Annotated in this window: 21 protein-coding genes and 4 tRNA genes; 16 read left to right on the top strand and 9 right to left on the bottom strand. The window is 29.9% G+C overall.

Annotated elements, in window-relative coordinates; translation table 11 throughout:
- The first annotated feature begins 20 nt into the window (after window positions 1-20).
- The 3 genes from MC378_RS08825 to MC378_RS08815 are packed head-to-tail and all read left to right on the top strand — an operon-like array spanning window position 21 to window position 4,646.
- Window positions 21-689 (top strand): hypothetical protein, encoded by a 669-nt coding sequence (locus MC378_RS08825; protein WP_242178395.1) that lies wholly within the window; start codon window positions 21-23, stop codon window positions 687-689.
- Complete coding sequence (locus tag MC378_RS08820) at window positions 676-1,197, top strand: nuclear transport factor 2 family protein (RefSeq protein ID WP_242178394.1); 522 nt, start codon at window positions 676-678, stop codon at window positions 1,195-1,197. Before MC378_RS08825 ends, MC378_RS08820 begins: the two co-directional genes overlap by 14 nt.
- Entirely contained in the window at window positions 1,194-4,646 is a 3,453-nt protein-coding gene (locus MC378_RS08815; protein WP_242178393.1) for a VPS10 domain-containing protein, read from the top strand. Before MC378_RS08820 ends, MC378_RS08815 begins: the two co-directional genes overlap by 4 nt.
- Window positions 4,647-4,678: 32 nt before the next feature.
- On the opposite strand, the gene MC378_RS08810 is transcribed toward MC378_RS08815, so the two are convergent.
- The 5 genes from MC378_RS08810 to MC378_RS08790 form a co-directional block, all read right to left on the bottom strand.
- A complete protein-coding gene (locus MC378_RS08810) occupies window positions 4,679-5,164 on the bottom strand; it encodes a regulatory protein RecX (RefSeq protein WP_242178392.1) in 486 nt (161 codons plus the stop codon).
- A gap of 71 nt (window positions 5,165-5,235) precedes the next feature.
- Window positions 5,236-8,772 carry an efflux RND transporter permease subunit gene (locus MC378_RS08805; protein ID WP_242178391.1) on the bottom strand — a complete coding sequence of 1,179 codons (3,537 nt, stop codon included), beginning with the start codon at window positions 8,770-8,772 and terminating at the stop codon, window positions 5,236-5,238.
- A gap of 11 nt (window positions 8,773-8,783) precedes the next feature.
- Entirely contained in the window at window positions 8,784-9,956 is a 1,173-nt protein-coding gene (locus MC378_RS08800; protein WP_242178390.1) for an efflux RND transporter periplasmic adaptor subunit, read from the bottom strand.
- 9 nt (window positions 9,957-9,965) lie between these two features.
- On the bottom strand, window positions 9,966-11,297 hold the full coding sequence (locus tag MC378_RS08795; protein WP_242178389.1) for a TolC family protein: 1,332 nt from the start codon (window positions 11,295-11,297) through the stop codon (window positions 9,966-9,968).
- A 13-nt stretch (window positions 11,298-11,310) separates the two neighbouring features.
- Entirely contained in the window at window positions 11,311-11,904 is a 594-nt protein-coding gene (locus tag MC378_RS08790; RefSeq protein ID WP_242178388.1) for a TetR/AcrR family transcriptional regulator, read from the bottom strand.
- Between the two features lie 127 nt (window positions 11,905-12,031).
- Between MC378_RS08790 and MC378_RS08785 the strand changes: the two genes are divergently transcribed.
- A complete protein-coding gene (locus tag MC378_RS08785; RefSeq protein ID WP_242178387.1) occupies window positions 12,032-13,003 on the top strand; it encodes a polyprenyl synthetase family protein in 972 nt (323 codons plus the stop codon).
- Window positions 13,004-13,067: 64 nt separating this feature from the next.
- Window positions 13,068-13,141, top strand: a tRNA-Ile gene (locus tag MC378_RS08780).
- A 276-nt stretch (window positions 13,142-13,417) separates the two neighbouring features.
- Here the strand turns inward: MC378_RS08780 and MC378_RS08775 are convergent.
- Entirely contained in the window at window positions 13,418-14,002 is a 585-nt protein-coding gene (locus MC378_RS08775; RefSeq protein ID WP_242178386.1) for a riboflavin synthase, read from the bottom strand.
- 59 nt (window positions 14,003-14,061) lie between these two features.
- On the opposite strand from MC378_RS08775, the gene pdxA reads away from it, so the two are divergent.
- The 11 genes from pdxA (at window position 14,062) to MC378_RS08720 (ending at window position 22,691) form a co-directional block, all read left to right on the top strand.
- Window positions 14,062-15,096, top strand: a complete 1,035-nt coding sequence (pdxA, locus tag MC378_RS08770) for a 4-hydroxythreonine-4-phosphate dehydrogenase PdxA (RefSeq protein ID WP_242178385.1) — start codon at window positions 14,062-14,064, stop codon at window positions 15,094-15,096.
- Between the two features lie 84 nt (window positions 15,097-15,180).
- Window positions 15,181-15,717: a YceD family protein gene (locus MC378_RS08765; RefSeq protein ID WP_242178384.1), complete on the top strand. Its 537-nt coding sequence runs from the start codon at window positions 15,181-15,183 to the stop codon at window positions 15,715-15,717.
- A 1-nt stretch (window position 15,718) separates the two neighbouring features.
- On the top strand, window positions 15,719-15,913 hold the full coding sequence (gene rpmF, locus MC378_RS08760; RefSeq protein ID WP_215994580.1) for a 50S ribosomal protein L32: 195 nt from the start codon (window positions 15,719-15,721) through the stop codon (window positions 15,911-15,913).
- Window positions 15,914-16,069: 156 nt separating this feature from the next.
- Window positions 16,070-17,065, top strand: a complete 996-nt coding sequence (locus tag MC378_RS08755) for a beta-ketoacyl-ACP synthase III (protein ID WP_242178383.1) — start codon at window positions 16,070-16,072, stop codon at window positions 17,063-17,065.
- Between the two features lie 27 nt (window positions 17,066-17,092).
- On the top strand, window positions 17,093-17,566 hold the full coding sequence (gene accB, locus MC378_RS08750; RefSeq protein ID WP_242178382.1) for an acetyl-CoA carboxylase biotin carboxyl carrier protein: 474 nt from the start codon (window positions 17,093-17,095) through the stop codon (window positions 17,564-17,566).
- 80 nt (window positions 17,567-17,646) lie between these two features.
- Window positions 17,647-18,984: an acetyl-CoA carboxylase biotin carboxylase subunit gene (gene accC, locus MC378_RS08745; RefSeq protein ID WP_242178381.1), complete on the top strand. Its 1,338-nt coding sequence runs from the start codon at window positions 17,647-17,649 to the stop codon at window positions 18,982-18,984.
- Window positions 18,985-19,076: 92 nt separating this feature from the next.
- Entirely contained in the window at window positions 19,077-19,526 is a 450-nt protein-coding gene (locus tag MC378_RS08740; RefSeq protein ID WP_242178380.1) for an Lrp/AsnC ligand binding domain-containing protein, read from the top strand.
- A gap of 121 nt (window positions 19,527-19,647) precedes the next feature.
- Window positions 19,648-20,055: a response regulator gene (locus MC378_RS08735; RefSeq protein WP_242178379.1), complete on the top strand. Its 408-nt coding sequence runs from the start codon at window positions 19,648-19,650 to the stop codon at window positions 20,053-20,055.
- A 30-nt stretch (window positions 20,056-20,085) separates the two neighbouring features.
- Entirely contained in the window at window positions 20,086-21,651 is a 1,566-nt protein-coding gene (locus MC378_RS08730) for a PAS domain-containing sensor histidine kinase (protein WP_242178378.1), read from the top strand.
- Between the two features lie 3 nt (window positions 21,652-21,654).
- The gene (locus MC378_RS08725; protein ID WP_242178377.1) at window positions 21,655-21,972 is read left to right on the top strand and encodes an Hpt domain-containing protein; all 318 of its coding nucleotides are present in this window, start codon (window positions 21,655-21,657) and stop codon (window positions 21,970-21,972) included.
- Between the two features lie 17 nt (window positions 21,973-21,989).
- Window positions 21,990-22,691, top strand: a complete 702-nt coding sequence (locus MC378_RS08720; RefSeq protein WP_242178376.1) for a LytR/AlgR family response regulator transcription factor — start codon at window positions 21,990-21,992, stop codon at window positions 22,689-22,691.
- A gap of 251 nt (window positions 22,692-22,942) precedes the next feature.
- Here the strand turns inward: MC378_RS08720 and MC378_RS08715 are convergent.
- From MC378_RS08715 to MC378_RS08705, 3 genes are all read right to left on the bottom strand, one after another.
- Window positions 22,943-23,028, bottom strand: a tRNA-Leu gene (locus tag MC378_RS08715).
- A 20-nt stretch (window positions 23,029-23,048) separates the two neighbouring features.
- Window positions 23,049-23,120 (bottom strand) — tRNA-Gly (locus tag MC378_RS08710).
- 31 nt (window positions 23,121-23,151) lie between these two features.
- Window positions 23,152-23,225: transfer RNA gene (locus tag MC378_RS08705), tRNA-Asn, on the bottom strand.
- Window positions 23,226-23,379 lie beyond the last annotated feature (154 nt).

Below are 23,379 nucleotides of genomic sequence, written 5' to 3'. Positions count from 1 at the left end.
TATCCACTTAAAATTTTATTTTGAAAAAACTATTATTTCTTCTTAGTGTGTTGCTTATTTTTTCTTGTGTAAAAGAACAAGAAAAAGAAGTTAATGGTGTTGAAAAAAAATCAGAACTAAGTATTATTAGAAATTATAAACCTATAGAGGAAGTTCTTCCTGCATTTAAAAAAGAAACAGAAAGTTGGGAAGAGTATACCACCTTATATCGGTTTTTTGATAGGTTCAAAAAAACTTCTGACAATGAAGCTTTAAGTAATGCTTTAGAGTTAAGAGATCTTGTTATGAATTTAAAAGAGAATCCAAAACCAGAAATTTTTGATACTCCTTCTTTTAATACAAGGATCGATATTTTAAATAATGAAGCCTTAAGATTGGCAGACATGACTTTTATACCTGCAATAAAAGCAGAAGAGATTACAAAACAAACAGATAAAGTATTAAGTGCATTTTCTGCAGTTAATTCTAAGATAAATGCAGTATTTTCTAAAAAACGTTTTGAAGACGAAATTGATATCAACATAAACTATATTGGTTTAGATACTACAAAAATTGATAGTATTTCTAGAATAACAATAGATAAAAAAAGAGAAGAAAAGATATTAAAAAAGAAAAATGCTTCAAAAGAGGAACTTTTAAAGCGAAAAAAATTCTCTAAGATTAATAAAAGAAGCAATGAAAAAATATAGTTTTTTAACGATTTTTGTAATTTTTCTGTTTAATTGTAGTCAAAATAAACAGAAAACTAACGGTAAAAGTATTTCGTTAATAAAATCTGATGTAAATTTGTTGTTAAACAATTGGCACAAAGCTGCTGCAGATGCGGATTTTAATGGCTATTTTGAAAAAATGGATAGCATTTCTGTATATATAGGCACAGATGCCACAGAAAATTGGACTAAAAAACAGTTTCAAAATTTCAGCAAACCTTATTTTGAGAAAGGAAAAGCTTGGAGTTTTAAAACTTTAAAACGTAATATTTACGTAAGTAAGTTACAAGAAGTTGTTTGGTTTGATGAACTTTTAGATACTTGGATGGGAACTTGTAGAGGTTCTGGTGTTCTAGAAAAAAATAAAGATACATGGAAAATAAAACACTATGTACTATCAGTTCCAATACCTAATGATGATATAAACGATGTAATTGCAGTTAAGAAAAAAAATGATTCAATACTTTTAAATACTTTAATGAAATGATAAAAAAAATAACCTTTATTTTAGCCTTTGTCTCTTTTGTGTCACAAGCACAAATTCAGATTAATACTCCTTGGACATTAAAAGACAAAGCAGATGGGAAGAGCGTATCTAATTTAACATTAGAAGAAATATCTAAATCTGCAGAAGCTTTTTTTGCAATAATTGATAGAAATAAAAAAGGAAGTGGTTTAAAACCATTTGAAAGATGGAAATACCATTGGAGTTTTTATACTGACGAAAAAGGTGTAATTAAGCCAGCAAAAGATTTATGGGATGCTTGGGAGAAAAAAAACAACAGAAAAAGCAGCATTACAGGTAGAACAACTGCAGATGTTAGTAATTGGCAATCTTTAGGGCCAAGTTCTCATACTAACACGGCTTCTTGGTCTTCTGGTCAAGGTAGGGTGAATACTGTTGCAATAGATCCAAATAATCCAAATATATATTATGTTGGAGCACCCGCCGGAGGAATATGGAAATCTATAGATGCAGGAAGCACTTGGGCTCCTTTAGTAGATCATTTACCACAAATTGGAGTATCTGGAATAGCAATTGATCCTTCGGATTCGGATACAATATACATCACAACAGGAGATGATGATGCTGCAGATTCTTACTCGGTTGGAGTTTGGAAATCTACAGATGGTGGGGCGACATGGAATAGTACAGCTGCGATTAATCCTCTTGCTAGTAATTATTCTATGAATGAAATTTATATTTTTCCAAATAATACACAAACATTATTAGTGGCTACAAGCATAGGAGTGTATAAAACGACCAATGGAGGAACAAACTGGAGTCAAGTTAGATCTGGAAATATTATAGATTTAAAAATGAAACCAGGAGACTCTACTACTTGGTATTGTGCATCACCTACTACAGTATATAGATCTACAGATAGTGGTCAGTCATTTAGTGCAGTTTCTATACCTACTTTAACAGGTTCTGGAAGATTGGTTTTAGATGTTACTCCTGCTAATGCTAACTACGTATATGTGTTGAGTTCTAAAAATAGTTCTACGAGAGAATTTAATGGACTGTATAGATCTACAAATAGTGGAGTAAGTTTCACTAAAATGGCAGAAACAGATAATATACTAGAAAGCACACAAGCTTGGTTTGATTTAGCTTTAGGTGTTTCTGATACAGATGAAAATACTGTTTTTGTAGGTTGCTTAAATATTTGGAAATCGACAAGTGGAGGAGATAATTTTACCAAAGTTAATTATTGGAACGCACCAACTGATGCTAAATATACACATGGAGATATTCATTTTTTAAGATATAGTCAAGGTAAATTATTAGCTGGTACAGATGGTGGTTTTTATCAATCTACAAATGATGGGGCTTCTTTTACAGATTTAACCAATAATATGGCAATTAGTCAGTTTTATAAAATATCTGTTTCGGCTCAAAATTCAGGAAATGTTGTAGGTGGGTTACAAGATAATGGAGGGTATGCTTTTTCTAACAACAGATGGAATGTTTATCATGGTGCTGATGGAATGGACAATGCAATAGATAGATCTTCACCAAATACATACCATGGATTTATTCAATACGGAGGAGGTTTGTATACTTCTACAGATGGTGGTTTAACAAGAAACAATGGTATTGCTGCTCCTTCTGCAGAAACAGGTACTGGAGATAGTGGGGGAGAATGGGTAACTCCTTTAATTTCTGATAGTAAAGGGAAATTATATGCAGGTTATAGTAAGTTATATAAGCTAGAAAGTACTGGTTGGGTACAAACGTCTTCTTTCGGTTTTTCAGGAGATTTAGATCACTTAGAAATAGATCCAAACAACGATTCTAATATATTTCTTGCTCAAGGTAGTCAGTTATACAGGACAAACGATGCTGGTTTAACATTTAGTAGTATTGTTTTTAATAATGGAACAATTAACGGAATGGAAGTAAGCCCATTTGATTCTAATACAATGTGGGTAGTAACTAATGGTAATGTTTTTGTTTCTAATAATATCAATTCTGCAAGTCCTACATTTCAAACCGTTGGTACTAACATTCCTTCTGAAGGAAAATTCACATTAAAATTCCATAAAAGAAGTGGAACAAATGCACTTTATTTAGGAACTGCTTTAGGAGTGTATTATATTAATGATAATGAAACAGAATGGCAAACATTTGATAATAATTTACCAAACGTTGCGGTAAGAGATTTAGAAATAAATGAGTTAGATTCAAAAATATATGCAGCAACTTTTGGTAGAGGTGTCTTTATTTCAGATTTACCTAGAGTACTACAATCAAATGACGTAAAACTAGAAAGCATTGTTAATTTAGATGGAGTAATTAATTGTGGAGATGTTGTTGCACCAATGTTAACAGTAAAAAATGAAGGGATAAATACGATTACTAGTTTAGCAATAGATTATTCTTTAAATGGTGTTGCACAAAGCACCTATAATTGGACTGGCTCTATAGCTTCGTTAGAAACAACTTCTATTTCATTACCAGATGAAACTTTAGATATTGGTAATTTTGATTTAGCTGTAACAGTGAATCTAACCGGTGATAGCTATTTAGATAATAATGCTATTTCTGCTTCGTTTAAAGTAAACGATCCAACATCAAATCCTATTTCCATTAATGATTTTGAAGATACAAATCAAAGTTTATTACAAGAAGTTACAGGAGTAAGCATTGGTGATACATGGAAAATTGGAAAACCAGAAGGGACATTGTTAAATACTGCTTCCTCAGGAGAATTTGTGTATGGAACTAGTTTAAGAGGGAATTATTCTAACAATACAGTTAGTTACCTTTATTCAAACTGTTATGACCTTTCTGTTATAGAAAACCCAAAAATTAAATTTAAAATGGGATTTGATATAGAAAATGAATGGGATTATTTAACCTTTGAGTATTCTTTAGATTCAGGAAAAACTTGGTCTATTTTAGGTGATGCTACGGCGCCAAATTGGTTTACAAGTTCTGCCGTTACTAATTCATCAAATCAATCTACTTTACCAGGAAAACAATGGACTGGTTTGGGAGAAAGTTCAAATCCTGCAGGAGGTACAAATGCAGAGTTGCATGAATATAGTTATGATTTAGCAGCATTGACTTCTGAAACAAATATAATTTTTAGATTTAATTTTTATGCTGATGAAGCACAAAGTGAAGAAGGTGTAATTATAGATGATTTTGGTATTGAGGGAACAGTACTTTCTGTAAGTAATAATGAGTTACAAGATAACTTCTTAGTATACCCAAATCCATCAAGTGGTATTTTTAATCTTTCATGGGCTTCTACTGGTAAGGCAGAAGTAATTGTATATAATTACTTAGGTAAAGCAGTTTTAACTAATAAAAACATAGAAGAAAATACACATTCTTTAGACTTGTCTTTAATGAGTAAAGGTTTGTATTTTATTAAAGTTAATGTTGATGGTAAACAGGCTGTTAGAAAAGTAATTCTAGAATAGAATAACAATATAAAAATAAAAAGCCTTCATGTTTATGAAGGCTTTTTTTGTATAATATCATTTACAGTTTTAAAAATCAAACCGTTTTCAAAACCTTTTCGCATTAAAAAATCAATCAGCTTTTTCTTCCTTTTATAGATGTTTGGTTCAGAAATCACTTCATTTCTATTTTCGGATATTCTATAAATTGTAGATATATATTCTTTTTCATCGATTTCTTTAAGTGCTGTTTTTATATTGTAAGTAGAAATATCTCTAAATTTTAACTCTCTTACAATGCGTTGTTTTCCCCAGCTTTTAATTCTAAATTTTCCACGGGCAAAACTTTTTGCAAAACGTTCTTCATTTAAAAAGTTGTCTTTCATTAAACTTAATAAAATAAGTTCTTTTGCTTCGGGAATTAAATTGTATTCCCTCATTTTTTGTTCTACTTCTTTATGACATCTATCTTGATAAACACAATATTGTTCTAATTTGCGTTTAATTTCATCAACAGTAAAAGACTTCTTTTGTACCATAGAATCGAAAATACAAAAAGGGTTGAAATTATATGAATTTCAACCCTTTTATTTATTAAAATCTAAAATAGTTAGATTTGATTTTTTTCATCTAATATTTGATCTGTATTGAGTACTTCTTGCAAAACTAATTCATTATTAGAAGAAGTTTTTGTTTTTAACCACATTTTAAATAGAGTTACTAAGTAAAATAAAATAGGAACAACAATTAATGTTAAAAATGTAGCAACAAATAATCCATAAATAACGGTCCAAGCTAAAGGCCCCCAGAAAACAACATTATCTCCTCCAAAATAGATATGTGGATTAAACTCTGAAACTAAACTAAAGAAGTTAATATTTAACCCAATAGCTAAAGGAATTAATCCTAAAATGGTTGTTATTGCCGTTAATAACACAGGTCTTAAACGTGCTCTACCAGCGTTTACAATAGCTTCAAATAATTCTTCTTTTTGTAAATATTCATTTTCTTTTAATCCTAATGCCTCTTTTTTTCTATCAATTAATAACTGAGCATAATCTAATAATACCACTCCATTATTTACTACAATACCAGCAAGAGAAATAATTCCCATCATGGTCATCATAATTACGAATGATGATCCAGAAATTACCAATCCGCCAAAGACTCCAATAAAGCTTAAGAAAATAGCAAGCATTATAATTCCTGGTTTAGAAATCGAATTAAATTGGAAAATTAAAATGAAGAAGATTAATGCCAATCCAGTAAAAAAGGCTCCTACTAAAAATAACATTTGTTTGTTTTGTTCTTCAATTTGCCCTGTATAATCAATTTTGATTCCTTTAGGTAAATTTTTAAAACTCTTCATTTCTTTTTGAATTTTTCCAACAACAGCACTTGCATCTGTTTCTCCTGGAGCTAAAGCAGAATAAATGGTAACAACCCTTCTTACGTCTTTGTGCTTAATAGCACTAAAACCTGAGTTGTTTTTTTGTGTTGCCACTGTAGAAACAGGAATTTCTTTTATTTTACCAGAAGCCATATCTCTAAAGATAATATTCTGATTAAACAAAGCACTTTTATTATATCGGTCTTCTTTATTAAAACGAACATAAATATCGTAATCTTCTCCGTTTTCTTTATAAACACCTGCTTTGTTTCCAAAAATGGAAGCTCTCAATTGTTGTCCTACTTGACCTGTACTTACACCTAACTCTCCTGCTTTTTTTCTATCAACCAAAACCTCCATTCCTGGCTTGTCTCTATTTACATCAATTTTTAATTCATCAATACCCGAAATGCTTTTTGTGTTGATGAAATCTCGCATTCTTTGGGCTGTGTGAATTAATTCTGCATAATCATCACCTTCTATTTCAATATTGATAGGTGAACCAACAGGTGGACCGTTTACATCTTTTTCTACAGAGATTAATACTCCTGGATAAATACCCACTAAAGCAGTTTGTACCTTCTGACGCATCAATTCACTATCTAAACCTCTTCTATATTTGTATTCTCTCATAGAAGCGGTAATTTTTCCTTTGTGTGGCATTTCTGCAGCAGAACCGCCATCAGTTTGAGGGTTTCCTGCGCCTTCACCAACTTGAGAGACTAAACTTTCTACCATAAAGTTGTAGTCTCCATCCATATATTCATCACTATATAAAACGTCTGCTACTTTTTTCTCTATTAGTTTTGTAATTGAGTTTGTTTTTTGAATATCTGTCCCTTCAGGATATTCGATATATACAATTATTTGGTTTGGTTTATTGTCTGGGAAAAACTCTACTTTGGTTCTTTGTGTTTTTAAAGACCACCCAAAAGCAACAAAAGAAGCAAGTAAAAGTACACTAGTACCTAATACTAAAAAATAAGGTTTTTTTCCAGTTAGTGCCTTTCTTAAACTATTTTCATACCAACGTTCTAATATTGGTAGTATTTTGTTTTGAAAACTATTTGCCCAACCTCTTAAAAACAATCTATAAATCCACAACATAATTGCGGTAAAGATCATTATAGTTCCAAGTGCACTATAAGCACCACCAGTTAATAAAACAATAATTCCTATTACTGTCATTATACTTGTTAGGATGATTATTTTTTTGATAGGCATGTCAATATCTTCTACACTCATAAATTGAGAAACCAAAACAGAGTTAAAGAAGATTGCAACTAATAAAGAAGAACCTAAAACGGTAGATAAAGTTATGGGTAATAATACCATAAAATCTCCCATTACACCTGGCCAAAGACCTAAAGGAATAAATGCGGCTACAGTGGTAGCTGTAGAAATAATAATAGGAAAGGCAATTTCGCTGATACCTTTTTTGGCGGCTTCAATTCTGCTCATTCCTTCTTCATCCATCAAACGATATACGTTTTCTACGACAACAATTCCGTTATCAACCAGCATTCCTAACCCCATAATTAATCCGAAAAGAATCATGGTGTTCATGGTATAGCCAAGTAAGTTTAAAATCATTAAAGACATAAACATAGACATTGGTATTGCAAATCCAACAAAGACTGCATTTTTAAAACCTAAGAAAAACATTAATACGGTAACCACTAAGATAACTCCAAAAATAATGTTGTTTACAAGGTCATCTACTTGACCAATCGTTTTAGAAGATTGATCATTTGTAATGGTGATTTTTAAATCTTTAGGGAAATGGTTAGCTATAGCTTCGTCTACAATTGCTTGTATTTTTTCTGAAGCTGCAACCATGTTTTCTCCAGCTCTTTTTTTAACATCTAACATAACAACTGCATTTCCTTTTTCTCTTGCGTAAGTTGTTTTGTCTTTGTCTTTAAAAGCAACGGTAGCTACATCTTTTAAATAAATTGGATTGTTGAATTCTGATTTTATTACAAAATCTTCTAAAGCTTTTGGTTTATCAATTTCACCAATAATTCTAACAGTTCTTCTTTGTCCACTAGTAATAAAATTACCGGCAGACATGGTTACGTTTCCGTTGCTAATGGCAGAAGTTATGTCGTTAAAACTAACTTTTGCAGCCATCATTTTATAAATATCTACCGCAACTTCAACTTCTTTTTCTTGTGCACCTCGAATGTCTACTTTTTTAATTTCAGATAAATCTTCTATTTCATCTTGTAAGTATTCGCCAAATTCTTTTAGTTTATAAACAGGATAATCACCAGAAATATTTATGTTTAAAATCGGCATTTCTTCTGACATACTTAAATCGAACACATTAGGTTCTATTTTAGCACCATTAAATGTTGGCCAATCTTCACTAGAAGTTTCTGTAGCTATTTCGTCTTTAATTTTTTGTTTGGCGAGTTCTACAGAAATTTTCTCATCAAACTCAACAATTACCATAGAATAGTCTTCTTGAGATGTTGAAGTAACTTCTACCACATTACTGATTGTTTTTACTTCATCTTCTAAAGGGTCTGTAATCAGTTTTTCTATATCTTCTGCTGTATTTCCAGGGAAAACTGTACTGATGTATATTTTAGTTTCCTTTACCTCTGGAAAATTTTCTCTGGCCATACTTAAGTAAGCAGAAATACCATAGAAAAATAACACAGCCATTAGTACATAAATGGTTGTTTTATTATGTATTGCCCAAGAGGATAATTTAAACTCTTTATCAACTTTCTTTTTTTGATCTGTCATCATTAATATTTTTATTTATTGATAACTTTTACTGTTTGTCCATTGTTTACACTACGTGCACCTTCTTTAATAATTTCTGTGCCAACAGGTAGGTTGTCTAAAACTTCTATAAAGTTTCCTTGAGTTTTTCCTGTCTTAATAATTACTCTTTCTGCAATGGCTTCGTTATTAGCATTTTTGTCTTTAATAGCGTAAACAAATTGTTCTCCATTAGCATTTTCAGAAATAATACTTTGAGGAATCAAAATTGCTTTCGTATCTGTGTAATCGTTAATTTGAAGTTTGGCAGTTAAATTGGGTTTTACATTTCCGTTTTTATTTGCCACAGGAACCTCAATTTTAAAAGATCTATTATTAGGGTTGATAAAACTACCAACTTGTCTTATTGTGCTGTTAACACTTGTTCCAAGTACTGGAAATTCTATTTTTACATCTTTGTTTTTCTGAACACTTGTGATGTATCTTTCTGGTATTTCTGCCTCTACATACATGTTGTTTAGGTTTACAATTCTAAAAACTTCAGAACCTTGTCCGGGAGCAATAACAGTACCAACTTCTTTAATAACATCATCTATAACTCCAGAAAAAGGAGCTCTTATAGATGCTTTAGCTTGTTGACTTTTAAGTTGTTTTAAAAGGTTTCTTTGAGATTCGTAACTTGTTTTTGTTTGTAAAAATTGAATTTCTGAACCTATTTTTTGCTCCCATAAACGTTTTTGACGTTCGTAGGTTGTTTTAGCTAATTGTGTTGTTGCTTCTAGTTGAGCAACTTGATTGCTTAATCCTCCATCATCAATAGTTGCTAATAGTTGCCCCTTAGTTACAGATTGTCCTTCTTTTACATAAATTTTCTTTAAAATTCCAGGCATTTCTGGATATATTAAAATGTTTTGTTTTGTTTTTACATTTCCTTGAATTTCTAAATAGTGTTTAAAAATTTCTTCTTTTGCAGTAATGGTTGTAATTAAAGGAAGTTTTTTTATAGTGTCTTTTTTTGAAATAGCATTGTTTATAGCTGCTAAATCTGTATTTATAGCTTCTAAATTACTAGTGATTTCTTTCTTTTTAGCTGTTAATTCTTTTAAAGATCCTTTGGTAATTAAATCTTCTATAGATGTTGCTTTTTTTTCTCCACAAGAAATAAAAACAAATGTGATTACTAATAATGAATATATTTTGTTCATGCCTGATATTTATTTGATTGGTAGGTTTAATGCGTTTTCTAAGGTTGCTTTTTTAGCAATTACATCTAACATAGACTGGATGTAATTTTGTTGTTGTGAGTAAAGTTGATTTTGAGCTTGTAATAGTTCGAAACTTGTTGAAATACCTTCAAAGAATTTAATACGTTGTTTTTTTTCTATTCTTTCTGCTAGCCCAACATTTTTCTTTGCAGTATTGTAGTTTTCTATACTTAATTGATAATCACTTTTTGCTTTTTCTGCTAATAAGTTTAAACGTTGTTTGGTTTCTTCTATTCGAATATCTGCTGTTTCTAAAGCAATTTTTGCTTGTGCAGTTTTAGAGCTTCTTCCTAAGCTACTAAAAATAGGGATGTTTAAACTTACACCTAATTGAGATGATGCAAACCATTTCTGGTTGTTATCAAAAAATGAAAAAGTATTAGAGAATCCAGAATATCCATAATTTACAAAAGCGGATAAACTTGGTAAAGCCTTACTTTGTTCTAATCTCATTAATAAACGTTTAGATTCCCTATCGTTTTCTGCAATTTTAAAATCGATGTGATTTGAAAAACTAAATTCTTTTGTAACCAATTCTAAGTTGATATTGCTTTCTGCTAAAGAATCTAAGGAATCTGTTAATATTAGTTTTGTTTCAATTGGATTTCCTAAGGCAAGATTTAGCATTTTGTATGCAATATCTTTCATTCTTTTTACACTGTTTATTTGACTGTTTAGGTTTCCTAAAGTAATTTCTAATTGTTCTACATCTTCTTCTTCATTAAATCCGTTTTCGTAAATTTTTGTAGCATCATTTAAATTTTTTTTCAGAATTTTTATATTTCCTTCTAAAATAGTGATACTATTTTCCGCAACTAAAACATTTCCGTAAGCATTTATAACGGCTTCTCTTGTTAAGAGCTCTGTTTTTTCATTGGCTTGTTTAGATATTTTTAAATATGTTTTTGAAGCTTGTAAGCCTACTAAATATGAGCCATCAAATAATAGTTGACGTAAGGTAACAAAAGCATTAACACTTTGTTTGGTTCCAAAAACGAGTTCTTCTTCGGTTCCGTCTCCATTAATGTCAATTAAGTTAACTTGTTGCTTTAGCCAGTTTGCATAATCCAGTTTACCGTCTATTTGTGGCAAACCAATTGTGGTTGTTTCCCAAACTTTCTCGTTTGCAGATTTGATATCGTTTTTAGATACTTTTGTATTATAACTATGTTCAATAGCAAAGTTTATAGCTTCTTTTAGAGAAAAAGTCATCGTTTTTTCTTGTGCGTTGCTAACTAAGAAAAAACAACTACTCATACATATCAGAATTATTTTTTTCATTTGGTTTTTATTTCTATTTTAATTGATTTTCTAGTTTTTGGATTCCTTTTTCAGTACAAATTCCTCGTAAATGATATTCTAAATAGTAAGTCATTAAAGTATTCATAGAGTAATTTTTTAGCGGAAATAAATCTTTGTCTTTTATACCTATCATTCCGTTAAAATAAATTCTAGATATAAATTCTAAATCTATGGTTTCTCTATATAACCCTTTTTCAATACCATTTTTTAAATTAGTGATGACACAATCTTTCATAACAAGAAACTGTTTCTGCTTTAAGGATGCATAAATTTTAGGATAATATTTTTGAAGTTGATATTGTGGTGAAGATTTTTCGTCTTTTAAACTCTCCATAATTAACCTCTTTATAGAGAACAATTCATCAATTGGATCCATTTTTAATTCACAAATACCATCAATTCCATAGCAAATTGTGTTGAACATATTATTTGTTACAGCATCCACAAGCTCGGTTTTATTCTTAAAAAACTTATAAATAGTTTTTTTTGACACTCCTAAAGAACTGGCGATTTCATCCATTGTAACACTCTTAAAACCTAGGTTTATAAAGAGCTCATTTGATTTTTCTAATATTTTATCTTTCATAATTCGAGTGCAAATGTACGAATGGAAACTTTAGAAACAAAAATAGTTTCCAAAGTTTTAATAATTTTTTAATCTTTACTTATAAAAGAGAATAATCTTTACATTATTTTTACAAAAAATTTTAGATTTGGATATTATACATTATCAAAAAGATTTTCTACAATACTTAGAATCAAAACAATGGATAAAAGAGCCTAAGAATTTATATGAACCTATAGATTATATAATTCAATTAGGAGGAAAAAGAATGCGTCCTATTTTAACCTTAATGGCTGCAGATATTTTTTCTAAAGATTATAAAAAAGCGATGCCAGCAGCTTTGGCAGTTGAAGTTTTTCATAATTTCACATTAATTCATGATGATATTATGGATGATGCTCCTCTTAGAAGGGGTAAGGAAACTGTTCATGAAAAATGGAATTTAAATACAGGGATTCTTTCTGGTGATGCAATGTTGATTTTAGCATATCAATATTTTGAAAATTATGAGCCAATTGTATTTCAAAAACTAGCAAAGTTATTTAGTAAAACGGCTTTAGAAGTTTGTGATGGACAGCAATTAGATGTTGATTTTGAAGTTAGAAATGATGTAACTATTGATGAATACATTAATATGATTCGTTTAAAAACGTCTGTTTTGGTAGCTGCAGCATTAAAAATGGGAGCAATTGTGGCAGAAACTAACGAAGAAAATGCAAATTTAATTTATGATTTTGGATTAAATTTAGGTTTAGCTTTTCAATTACAAGATGATTATTTAGATACTTTTGGAAATCCTAAAACTTTTGGAAAGCAAGTAGGAGGTGATATTATAGAAAATAAAAAAACGTTTTTGTATTTAAAAGCCTTAATGGTTGCAAATTCAGATGACAAACAGAAGCTAGCGTTTTATTATCATCAAAAATTAGAAGAAAATTCAACAAAAATTAGTGAGGTAAAAAAGATTTTTGAATTGAATAATATTCCTAACTTAATTAAGGAGCAAATCCAATACTATACTGATAAATCGTTTGAAACTTTATCGAAAATGAATATTGATAAAGTTAGCAAACAAAATTTAAAAGATTTTGGTTTATGGTTAATGAATAGATCGGTGTAGTTATTTTTTTTAAATAAATTATAGAATATTTAAAATAAATAGTACATTTGCAGCCAATTTATTTGGTCCCATAGCTCAGTTGGTTAGAGCATCTGACTCATAATCAGAGGGTCCTTGGTTCGAGCCCAAGTGGGACCACTACTTTTTAGTATAGGTTTTTATTTAAAAAAAACATACATTTACACTAATAGTATAATATTTCAAAATTTTAATCTGGGGAGATAAAATGAAGAAAACTTTTTTTTACACACTTTTTATCGTCTTGTTATTGTGTGCTTATGCAACAAACGGGCAGGTTCATCCCCCGCCAGCAGGACCACCACCACCACCACCAGGCTTACCAATTAGTAAGGGTTTGGTATTCTTGTTAATTTCAGGTTTAGTTTATGGAATAAAGAAGATTAAGAAATAAATTTATTTCTTTGTCAGTTTGCTTACGTATTTACCAATAACATCAAATTCTAAATTAACAATTTCATTTACTTTTAAGTTTTTAAAAGTAGTGTTTTCTTTGGTGTAGGGTATAATGGCTACACTGAATTCATTGTCTTTAGAGTTAACAACGGTTAAACTAACTCCATTTACCGTTATTGAACCTTTTTCTATTGTAATATTATTTTTTGCAGAATTATAGGTGAAAGTATATAGAGTACTTCCATTATCATCTTTGATACTTTTGCAGATTCCAGTTTCATCTACATGACCTTGTACAATATGACCATCTAATCGATCACCTAATTTCATTGCTCTTTCTAAGTTTACGTTTTCAAAAGCATTTAAAAAACCAATATTGGTTTTTTCTATGGTTTCTTTAATGGCTGTTACTGTATATTCGTCATTATTTATGGCAATAACGGTTAAACAAACTCCGTTATGAGCAACACTTTGATCTATTTTAAGTTCGTTGGTAATTGAGCTTTTAATAGTTAAATGAATATTATCTTGTTCTTTAACAATGTTTTTAACAACTCCAAGGGTTTCTATAATTCCGGTAAACATATCAGTAAAATTTGGTTACTTTTGTACTTGTCAAAAATAGCAATATTAGAAGAGTTACTATGGATAAATCTGATAAAATAATAGTTGGAATTTCAATTGGGGATTTAAACGGAATAGGAATTGAGGTTATTCTAAAAACCTTTCAAGATAAAAGAATGTTAGATTTTTGTACTCCTGTTTTATTTGGGGCAACAAAAGTGGTTTCTTATCATAAGAAAGCATTAGGTTTAGAGGTAAATGTTCATGGAATAACTTCAATAAACCAAATAAATCATTCAAAAATTAATGTTTTAAATATTTGGAAAGAAGATGTGCCTATAGAATTAGGAAAATCTACAAAGGTTTCTGGAGAATATGCTGCAAAATCATTAGCTTCTGCTGTAAAACATTTAAAAGAAGGATCTATAAATGTACTGTTAACAGCTCCAATAAACAAAGAAAATATTCAGTCTGAAGATTTTGATTTTCCTGGGCATACAGAATATTTAGAAGCTAACTTAGAAGGAAAAAGTTTAATGATATTAATGACTGATAAACTAAGAATTGGTTTAATTACAGGTCATATTCCTATTTCTAAAGTTGCAGAAACCATAACGCCAACTTTAATTAAAGAAAAGGTAGAAACAATGTATACTTCTTTAAAACAAGATTTTGGTATAGACAAACCTAAGATTGCTGTTTTATCATTAAACCCACATTGTGGAGATAAAGGTGTTATAGGTGAAGAAGATGATGAGATTATAAGACCAACTATTGCAGAGATAAAAGAAACAGGAAAATTAGTTTTTGGCCCTTATGCTGCAGATGGATTTTTTGGTTCTGAAACCTATAAGCAATTCGATGGTGTTTTAGCAACATATCACGATCAAGGTTTAGCTCCTTTCAAAGCGTTGTCTTTTGGAAATGGAGTTAACTTTACAGCAGGGTTAAATAAAATCAGAACTTCTCCAGATCACGGAACAGGTTTTGATATTGCAGGTAAGAATTTAGCAAGTTCATCTTCATTTGAAGAGGCATTATTTACTGCTATACAGGTGTTTAAAGTAAGGGAAGAATATAAAGAATTAACCAAAAACCCTTTATTGGTAAGGTAAATATTTAATAAACACTTTTTTTAAGATAAAAGATTGTATAAATACATTTTTTTATATCTTTGCACGCTCAATTGATGTTTGATAATGAAAGACTTGAAACAATTCAACATACCGTTTGTAGGATTAAAGGAAGGAATTCATTTGTTTGATTATACAATTGACAATAAGTTCTTTGAAGCTTTTAATTATGATGAATTTAATAGTTCATCAATAAAAGTTTCTTTAAAATTCGTAAAAAAGAGCACATTATTTGAACTGCTTTTTAGTGCAACTGGTACAGTAGAAGTTCCTTGTGATATTACAAATGAGTTATATTATCAAGAAATAGAGACTGAAATGCCATTGGTAATTAAATTTGGTCCAGAATATAATGATGATAATGAGGAAATTTTAATTTTACCTCATGAAGCATTTCAATTAAATGTTTCACAACTTGTTTACGAGTCAATAGTTTTAGCAATTCCTTCAAAAAGAATTCATCCAAAAGTTTTAGATGGCACAATGGAATCTGAAGCGCTAAAAAAATTAAGAGAACTAGAAGTAAAAGAAGAAAAAACAGCTGAAGAAGCAGACCCAAGATGGGATAAATTAAAGAGTTTAATAACAGAAAAAAAGACATAAAATGGCACATCCTAAAAGAAAAATATCTAAAACAAGAAGAGATAAAAGGAGAACACATTACAAAGCATCTGATCAACAAATTGCTACAGATCCAACAACAGGTGAAGCACACTTGTATCACAGAGCTCACTGGCATGAAGGAAAACTATATTACAGAGGTCAAGTTGTATTAGAATCTGCAGCAGCAGAAGCTTAGAACTTATTGTAAAAAACACAAAAAAACCCTCAATTTTGAGGGTTTTTTTACGTTTTTTAAGCAAAAATTATCTTTGTTGATAATTTTAACACAAAAAAGTGAAATATTTTTCACTACTTTTGATATTCATAAATATTTGGATCACAAACAACAATTATGACTAAAATCACTGCAGCAATAACAGCGGTAGGGAAATATGTTCCTGAATACGTTCTAACAAATAAAGAGTTAGAGACATTAGTAGAAACTAATGATGAGTGGATTACGAGTAGAACAGGTATTAAAGAAAGAAGAATACTAAAAGGAGAAGGGTTAGGAACATCTTTTATGGCAATTAAAGCCGCAGAAGATTTATTACAAAAATCTAATTTAGATCCTAAAGAAATTGATTTGGTAATTGTTGCTACTGCAACACCAGATTTACCAGTAGCATCGACAGCTGTTTATACAGCTTCCAAAATTGGAGCAACCAATGCTTTTGCTTATGATTTACAAGCGGCATGTTCTAGTTTTCTATACGGAATGTCTACAGCAGCAAGTTATATAGAATCGGGTAGATATAAGAAAGTCTTAGTAATTGGAGCAGATAAAATGTCTTCAATTATAGATTATTCTGATAGAGCTACATGTATTATTTTTGGAGATGGAGCTGGAGCTGTTTTATTTGAAGCTAATACAGAAGATTTGGGCTTACAAGATGAGTTTCTAAGAAGCGATGGTATTGGAAGAGAGTTTTTAAAAATTGAAGCAGGTGGTTCAATTTTGCCTCCTACTATAGATACGGTAAAGAATGGCCAACATTTTGTATACCAAGAAGGTAAGACCGTTTTTAAATATGCTGTTTCTAACATGGCTGATGTTTCAGAAAAAATGTTAACTAGAAATAACCTAACCAAAGATGATGTTCAATGGTTGGTTCCGCATCAAGCAAATAAAAGAATCATAGAAGCTACAGCAAAGAGAGTAGGTCTTGAAGATGATAAAGTTATGATGAATATCCATAAGTATGGAAACACAACATCAGCTACTTTACCGCTTTTATTAGCAGACTATGAAAAAGAATTAAAAAAAGGAGATAATTTAATTTTTGCCGCATTTGGTGGTGGTTTCACATGGGGAGCTATCTATCTTAAATGGGCTTATAATTCTTAATAATAAACAACTAAACTAATAAGAAATATGGATATTAAAGAAATTCAAAATCTTATAAAATTTGTAGCAAAATCTGGCGCAAGCGAGGTAAAACTAGAAATGGAAGATGTAAAGATTACAATTAAAACAGGTTCAGAAAAAACAGAAACTACAATTGTACAAGCGGCACCTATGGCAAATATGCCTCAAATGGCGGCAGCACCAATAGCAGCTCAACCTATAGCGGCTCCAGTCGTAGAAAAAGTAGATGAAGATGCTAAATATATAACAGTAAAATCTCCAATTATCGGAACTTTTTATAGAAAACCTGCTCCAGATAAACCTAGTTTTGTAGAGGTAGGTTCAGATATTAAGGTTGGAGACACAGTTTGTGTAATTGAAGCAATGAAATTATTTAACGAAATAGAATCTGAGGTTTCAGGTAAAATTGTTAAAGTTTTAGTTGATGATTCTTCTCCTGTAGAGTTTGATCAACCATTGTTTTTGGTAGATCCGTCTTAATATTAATCCTATTTTCAATTTCCAAATTTCTTGTTGATATCTAGAAATTTGTTTTTTGAATTATTGAAAATTTTACGATTATGTTTAAAAAAATATTAATTGCCAATAGGGGTGAAATAGCATTACGTGTTATTAGAACCTGTAAAGAAATGGGCATTAAAACAGTTGCTGTATATTCTACTGCTGATGCAGAAAGTTTACATGTTAGATTTGCAGATGAAGCTGTTTGTATTGGTCCTGCTCCAAGTTCAGAATCTTATTTAAAAATGTCTAATATTATTGCTGCTGCAGAAATTACAAATGCAGACGCAATTCATCCAGGATATGGATTTTTATCAGAAAACGCTAAATTTTCTAATTTGTGCGAAGAGCATAATATTAAATTTATTGGTGCTTCTGGTAAAATGATAGACCAAATGGGAGATAAAGCAAATGCAAAATCTACAATGATTGCTGCAGGTGTACCTTGTGTTCCGGGAAGTGAAGGTGTTATAGAGAACTTTGAAGATTGTAAGAAAACCGCAGAAGAAACTGGGTATCCTGTTATGTTAAAAGCATCTGCAGGAGGTGGTGGAAAAGGTATGCGTGCTGTTTGGAAAGCAGAAGATTTAAAAGAAGCATGGGATTCTGCTAGACAAGAATCTAAAGCAGCATTTGGAAATGACGATATGTATATGGAAAAGCTTATTGAAGAGCCAAGACATATCGAAATTCAAATAGTTGGAGATTCCTACGGAAAAGCATGTCACTTATCAGAAAGAGATTGTTCTGTTCAAAGACGTCATCAAAAGTTAACAGAAGAAACTCCTTCTCCTTTCATGACTGATGAATTGAGAGAAAACATGGGGAACGCTGCTGTAAAAGCTGCTGAGTATATTAAGTATGAAGGAGCAGGAACTGTAGAGTTTTTGGTTGATAAGCACAGAAATTTCTATTTTATGGAAATGAATACTCGTATACAAGTAGAGCATCCAATTACAGAAGAAGTTGTAAATTATGATTTAATACGTGAGCAAATTTTAGTTGCTGCTGGAGTGCCAATTTCTGGAAAAAATTATTACCCTCAATTGCATTCTATAGAATGTAGAATCAATGCAGAAGATCCTTATAATAACTTTAGACCTGCTCCGGGTAGAATAACAACATTACATACACCAGGTGGTCATGGAGTTAGAATGGATACACATGTGTATGCAGGTTATATGATTCCATCTAATTACGATTCTATGATTGCTAAATTAATTGTTACTGCTCAAACTAGAGAAGAAGCAATTAATAAAATGAAAAGAGCTTTAGATGAATTTGTCATAGAAGGAGTTAAAACTACAATTCCTTTCCATAGACAACTTATGGATCATCCAGATTATGTAGCAGGAAATTATACTACTAAATTTATGGAAGATTTTGAAATGAAATAAATTTTAAGTTTTTAGTTTAAATAATAAAGTAAAAATAGAGGACACACTTAGTGTTCTCTATTTTTTTTATCTTTATGGTAAATATTTTAAAAATGAAAATTGACGGAATTGATAAAATCATCATCAAAAGATTAGTAAAAGATGCTAGAACTCCCGTGTTAAGTATTGCTAGGGAAGTGGGTATTTCAGGTGCAGCAATTCATCAGCGATTAAGAAAATTAGAGAAATCAGAACTAATTGATGGGTATAAAATGATAATTAATCCAAAGTCTTTAGGATATACAACAACAGCTTTTGTTGGTGTTTTCTTAGATTCATCTAGTCAGTATTCATCTGCAATTAAAAGGTTAAAAGATATTCCAGAAGTTGTAGAAAGTCATTATACAACGGGTAATTACGCAATTTTCATTAAAATTTTATGTAAGAATAATGAAGATTTGATGCACTTGTTAAATAAAGATATTCAAAATATAAAAGGAGTTTCTAGAACGGAAACATTTATTTCATTAGATCAACAAATAGATAGGCAAATTAATATTTAGCCATTTATCGATAAAAAACCACCATTCACCGATAAATATAGGTTGGTTGGCTAACTATACAAGGTGGTGCTTTTATTTATGTGATTTTTGTAGAACCCTTTAACTTAACTTTTTTATAAAGATGAATTCTCTTTCTATACTTTTAATTGATGATGATGAAATTGAGAGAATGAAGTTTAGAAAGGTCTGTGAAAAGAATCAATTTAATCATTTGGTGATAGAAGCTAATGATGGAGAAAAAGCAATAAGCCTTTTAAATAATCCTGAAAATTCATTTGATTTAATCATTTTAGACTTAAATATGCCAAAAATGAACGGTTTTGAGTTTTTAAAAAAATTAAAAAGAGATAATGAATTTCAACATATTCCTGTTGTAATAATGTCAACTTCAAGTAGTTATTCTGATTTAAAAGCGTGTTATTCTATTGGTGTTGCAGGTTATTTTAGCAAACCACTATATTTTAATGAATATTCAAATAAAATAGTTTCTCTTCTTAATTATTGGGAAAAAAACGAACTTATTTCCTAACTCACTTTAAAAGTTTGTATTTATAAATACATGAATAGATTAAAAACTCTAGAACTAGCTTTAAAAAAAGAGAAAGAGGCAAGATTAAAAGTCGAGCAACTTTTGAAAATTAAAAAAGCGGAAATCGAAGTTGTAAATAAAAACTTAACTTCTGTTCTAGAAAAAAATGGATTAGATTTTAAATACCTTTTTGAAACAATTGTAGATAACTACTTAGTTACAGATTTGTTTGGAAATATTCTAAAAATGAATAAAGCAGCAATAGAATTTACGGGTTTCAATCCTAAAAACGAGAGCGTAAATGTTGTAGATATAATTCATAAAGATGATTTTAAATATGCAATTTCTTCTTTTCGTAATTTTTTAAAAGAAGAAAGCTCTAAGATTTATCAATTAAGAATTTACACAAAAAAGAAAGAAATTAAATGGATTGAATTTAAACCAAATTTAATTTTAAATTCAAAAGGAGAGCCAGAATTCACCCAAGGTATTTTTCGCGATGTTACGCAAATCAAACAAGATAAGCAGATATCTGAAAATCAAAGAAAAGAATTAGATGCAATTTTAGATAACTCTCAAGTAGGTATTGTATTAGCAAATACAAAAGGGAACATAATAAAGTCAAATAAGGCCTTTCAAAATTTTTTAGATTTTTCAGAAGAGCAGTTACTGCAAAAGAATGTTGAAGAAATTTCATTTCAAGAAGAAGATGAAAAGACCTCTATTTTAATGGAAGAGCTATATGAAGGAAGAATAGATAATTTTATTGTAAACAAAAGGTATAAAACAAAAAAAGGAATTATTATTTGGGCAAAAACACAAATAAAATCAGTTAAAAATGAAGTGGGTAAAATAACACATCAAGTAGCTGTAGTACAAGATATCACAAAAGAACTTGAACAAGAAAAAAAGCTCGAATTTTTACTAGAGGACTTAACAGAAAAGAATAAAGAATTAAGAGATTTTGCACATGTGGTTTCTCACGATTTAAAAGCTCCTTTAAGAAACATGAATACTTTGGTCTCGTGGTTAGAAGAAGAGTCTGTAGCATTTAGTTCTAACAACAATAAAAATTTTAAGTTATTGCATAAAAATCTAGAGAAGATGGATTTGTTAATCGCTGGAATATTAAATTATACCACTGTTGATAAGGTGCAGAACAAGAAAAAAAATATAGATTTAAATCTGTTGTTAAAAGATATTATAGACATTACTTATGTGCCAAAGCATATTCAAATAAACTTAAAATCTATATTACCAACTGTTAGAGGAGATGTTTTTAGAATGCAACAATTGTTTCAGAACCTTGTAAATAATGCAGTAAAATATATAGATAAAAAACAAGGAATTATTAATATAGATTGTATTTTAGAGGACGAATTTTGGAAATTTAGTATAGAAGACAATGGAATAGGAATTTCTGAAAAATATTTTGAAAAAATTTTTGAAGTATTTCAATCATTAGAAAAAGTAGAAGGTTCCTCAGGAATTGGTCTTTCAATTGTAAAAAAGATAATTCATTTTTACAATGGCAAAATATGGCTTACATCAGTAGTTAATAAAGGAACAACATTCTATTTTACAATACCAAAATAAAAGATGGAAAAACCTAATTTATCATATATAAAAGAAATTTCTGGAGGTGATATCGCCTTTGAAAAAAGTGTGATTACTGTTTTAAAAAAAGAATTTCCAGAAGAAGCTAAAAAATGCATTGAAAACTTTGAAAGCAAAAAATATCTTGAATTGGCTAATAATGTTCATAAGATAAAGCACAAAATCAGTATATTAGGATTAAAAGAAGATTTAGAGTTAGCTTCTCGTTTTGAAGCAGATTTAAAAGAAGAAAACCCCAAATTATATCCAAATTTTATAAAAATTTTAAACAAAATTCACGTATATTTAGACGATATATAATCCCCTTATCAAAAATTATGAATTGTATAATAATTGATGATGATGCAACAGCTCGATTAATAATGAGGCAGTTGTGTAGTAAATCAGAAGTAATTAATGTTGTAGAAGATTTTTCTTCTGCAATTGAAGCAATTAAATATCTTAATACAAATAGCGTAGATGTTATTTTTTTAGATATTCATATGCCAACTTTCTCTGGATTCGACTTTATACAAAGCTTAAAAAATCCACCAAAAATAATTTTAACAACTTCAGATAAAGATTTTGCTCTAGTGGCTTTTGAGTATGCTTGTGTTGTAGATTATTTGTTAAAACCAATAACAGAAGATCGTTTTCTAAAATCTATACAGAAATTAAAATCTCATGTTAATGTAGAAGTTGATACTTCCAAGGATAAAAAAGCAGCTTTAGATTATTTATATGTAAATGTAGAAAGAAGATTGGTGAAAATTAATATTGCAGATATTTATTTAATTGAAGCAAAAGGAGATTATATTAATATCAAAACAAACCAAAAAAATTATATTGTCCATTCAACATTAAAAAAAATAGAAGACAAATTACCTTCTAGTTTGTTTTTAAAAGTTCATAGATCTTTTATTATAAACACAACAGAGATAATTGATATTGAAGATAATAGTGTGCTTATAAGACAAAAAGTAATTCCTGTTAGTAGATCTAATAAAAGTGAATTAATGAAAAGATTGAATTTACTTTAAGTAAAAATTCTCTTTACCGAAGGTCAATGTCCATTCGTCGAAGAATTTACTAGCCTCGTCGAAATTCTCTTTAATTTAATTGATTTTACCTTTTCTTTGTATAGTGTTTAAGTACACAGACAAGCAATTGTAAGTTGGGGGATTTATATATTGCAAAAAAAAGAGCTGATTTTATTCAGCTCTTTTTTTTTGTTTTAAAATAAAACAATATCAAACAAAAAAACCTTAACAAATTAATGTTAAGGTTTTTGTACTGAAGGCGGGACTTGAACCCGCACGGCCATTACTGACCACTGGATTTTAAGTCCAGCGTGTCTACCAATTCCACCACTTCAGCATGGAATTTAAAAAGAATAGAGCGAAAGACGGGATTTGAACCCGCGACCCCCACCTTGGCAAGGTGATGCTCTACCCCTGAGCTACTTTCGCAGTCATTATTTTTTAAAGAACTTTAATCTTGCTCCCCCTCTAGGACTCGAACCTAGGACCCTCTGATTAACAGTCAGATGCTCTAACCAACTGAGCTAAGGAGGAGTTTGCTTCACAATTTGTGATTAGCGAGTGCAAATATATATCTTTTTAGAATACCACCAAATACTTTTGCAAAAAAAATGAAAAAATATTTTTTTTATTTATCATGAAAAAAAACAACCCTTTATTTCAAAAATTGTATTTTTGCTTTAGTAAT

It is taken from the genome of Polaribacter marinus, from assembly GCF_022662535.1.
Lineage (GTDB): Bacteria > Bacteroidota > Bacteroidia > Flavobacteriales > Flavobacteriaceae > Polaribacter > Polaribacter marinus.
This window is presented reverse-complemented; position numbering and strand designations above follow the sequence as displayed.

Coding starts and splice junctions, on each gene's coding strand:
- MC378_RS08820 (WP_242178394.1), top strand. CDS start 676: ATGAAAAAATATAGTTTTTTAACGATTTTTGTAATTTTTCTGTTTAAT.
- MC378_RS08815 (WP_242178393.1), top strand. CDS start 1,194: ATGATAAAAAAAATAACCTTTATTTTAGCCTTTGTCTCTTTTGTGTCA.
- MC378_RS08810 (WP_242178392.1), bottom strand. CDS start 5,164: ATGGTACAAAAGAAGTCTTTTACTGTTGATGAAATTAAACGCAAATTA.
- MC378_RS08805 (WP_242178391.1), bottom strand. CDS start 8,772: ATGACAGATCAAAAAAAGAAAGTTGATAAAGAGTTTAAATTATCCTCT.
- MC378_RS08800 (WP_242178390.1), bottom strand. CDS start 9,956: ATGAACAAAATATATTCATTATTAGTAATCACATTTGTTTTTATTTCT.
- MC378_RS08795 (WP_242178389.1), bottom strand. CDS start 11,297: ATGAAAAAAATAATTCTGATATGTATGAGTAGTTGTTTTTTCTTAGTT.
- MC378_RS08790 (WP_242178388.1), bottom strand. CDS start 11,904: ATGAAAGATAAAATATTAGAAAAATCAAATGAGCTCTTTATAAACCTA.
- MC378_RS08775 (WP_242178386.1), bottom strand. CDS start 14,002: ATGTTTACCGGAATTATAGAAACCCTTGGAGTTGTTAAAAACATTGTT.
- pdxA (WP_242178385.1), top strand. CDS start 14,062: ATGGATAAATCTGATAAAATAATAGTTGGAATTTCAATTGGGGATTTA.
- MC378_RS08765 (WP_242178384.1), top strand. CDS start 15,181: ATGAAAGACTTGAAACAATTCAACATACCGTTTGTAGGATTAAAGGAA.
- rpmF (WP_215994580.1), top strand. CDS start 15,719: ATGGCACATCCTAAAAGAAAAATATCTAAAACAAGAAGAGATAAAAGG.
- MC378_RS08755 (WP_242178383.1), top strand. CDS start 16,070: ATGACTAAAATCACTGCAGCAATAACAGCGGTAGGGAAATATGTTCCT.
- accB (WP_242178382.1), top strand. CDS start 17,093: ATGGATATTAAAGAAATTCAAAATCTTATAAAATTTGTAGCAAAATCT.
- accC (WP_242178381.1), top strand. CDS start 17,647: ATGTTTAAAAAAATATTAATTGCCAATAGGGGTGAAATAGCATTACGT.
- MC378_RS08740 (WP_242178380.1), top strand. CDS start 19,077: ATGAAAATTGACGGAATTGATAAAATCATCATCAAAAGATTAGTAAAA.
- MC378_RS08735 (WP_242178379.1), top strand. CDS start 19,648: ATGAATTCTCTTTCTATACTTTTAATTGATGATGATGAAATTGAGAGA.
- MC378_RS08730 (WP_242178378.1), top strand. CDS start 20,086: ATGAATAGATTAAAAACTCTAGAACTAGCTTTAAAAAAAGAGAAAGAG.
- MC378_RS08725 (WP_242178377.1), top strand. CDS start 21,655: ATGGAAAAACCTAATTTATCATATATAAAAGAAATTTCTGGAGGTGAT.
- MC378_RS08720 (WP_242178376.1), top strand. CDS start 21,990: ATGAATTGTATAATAATTGATGATGATGCAACAGCTCGATTAATAATG.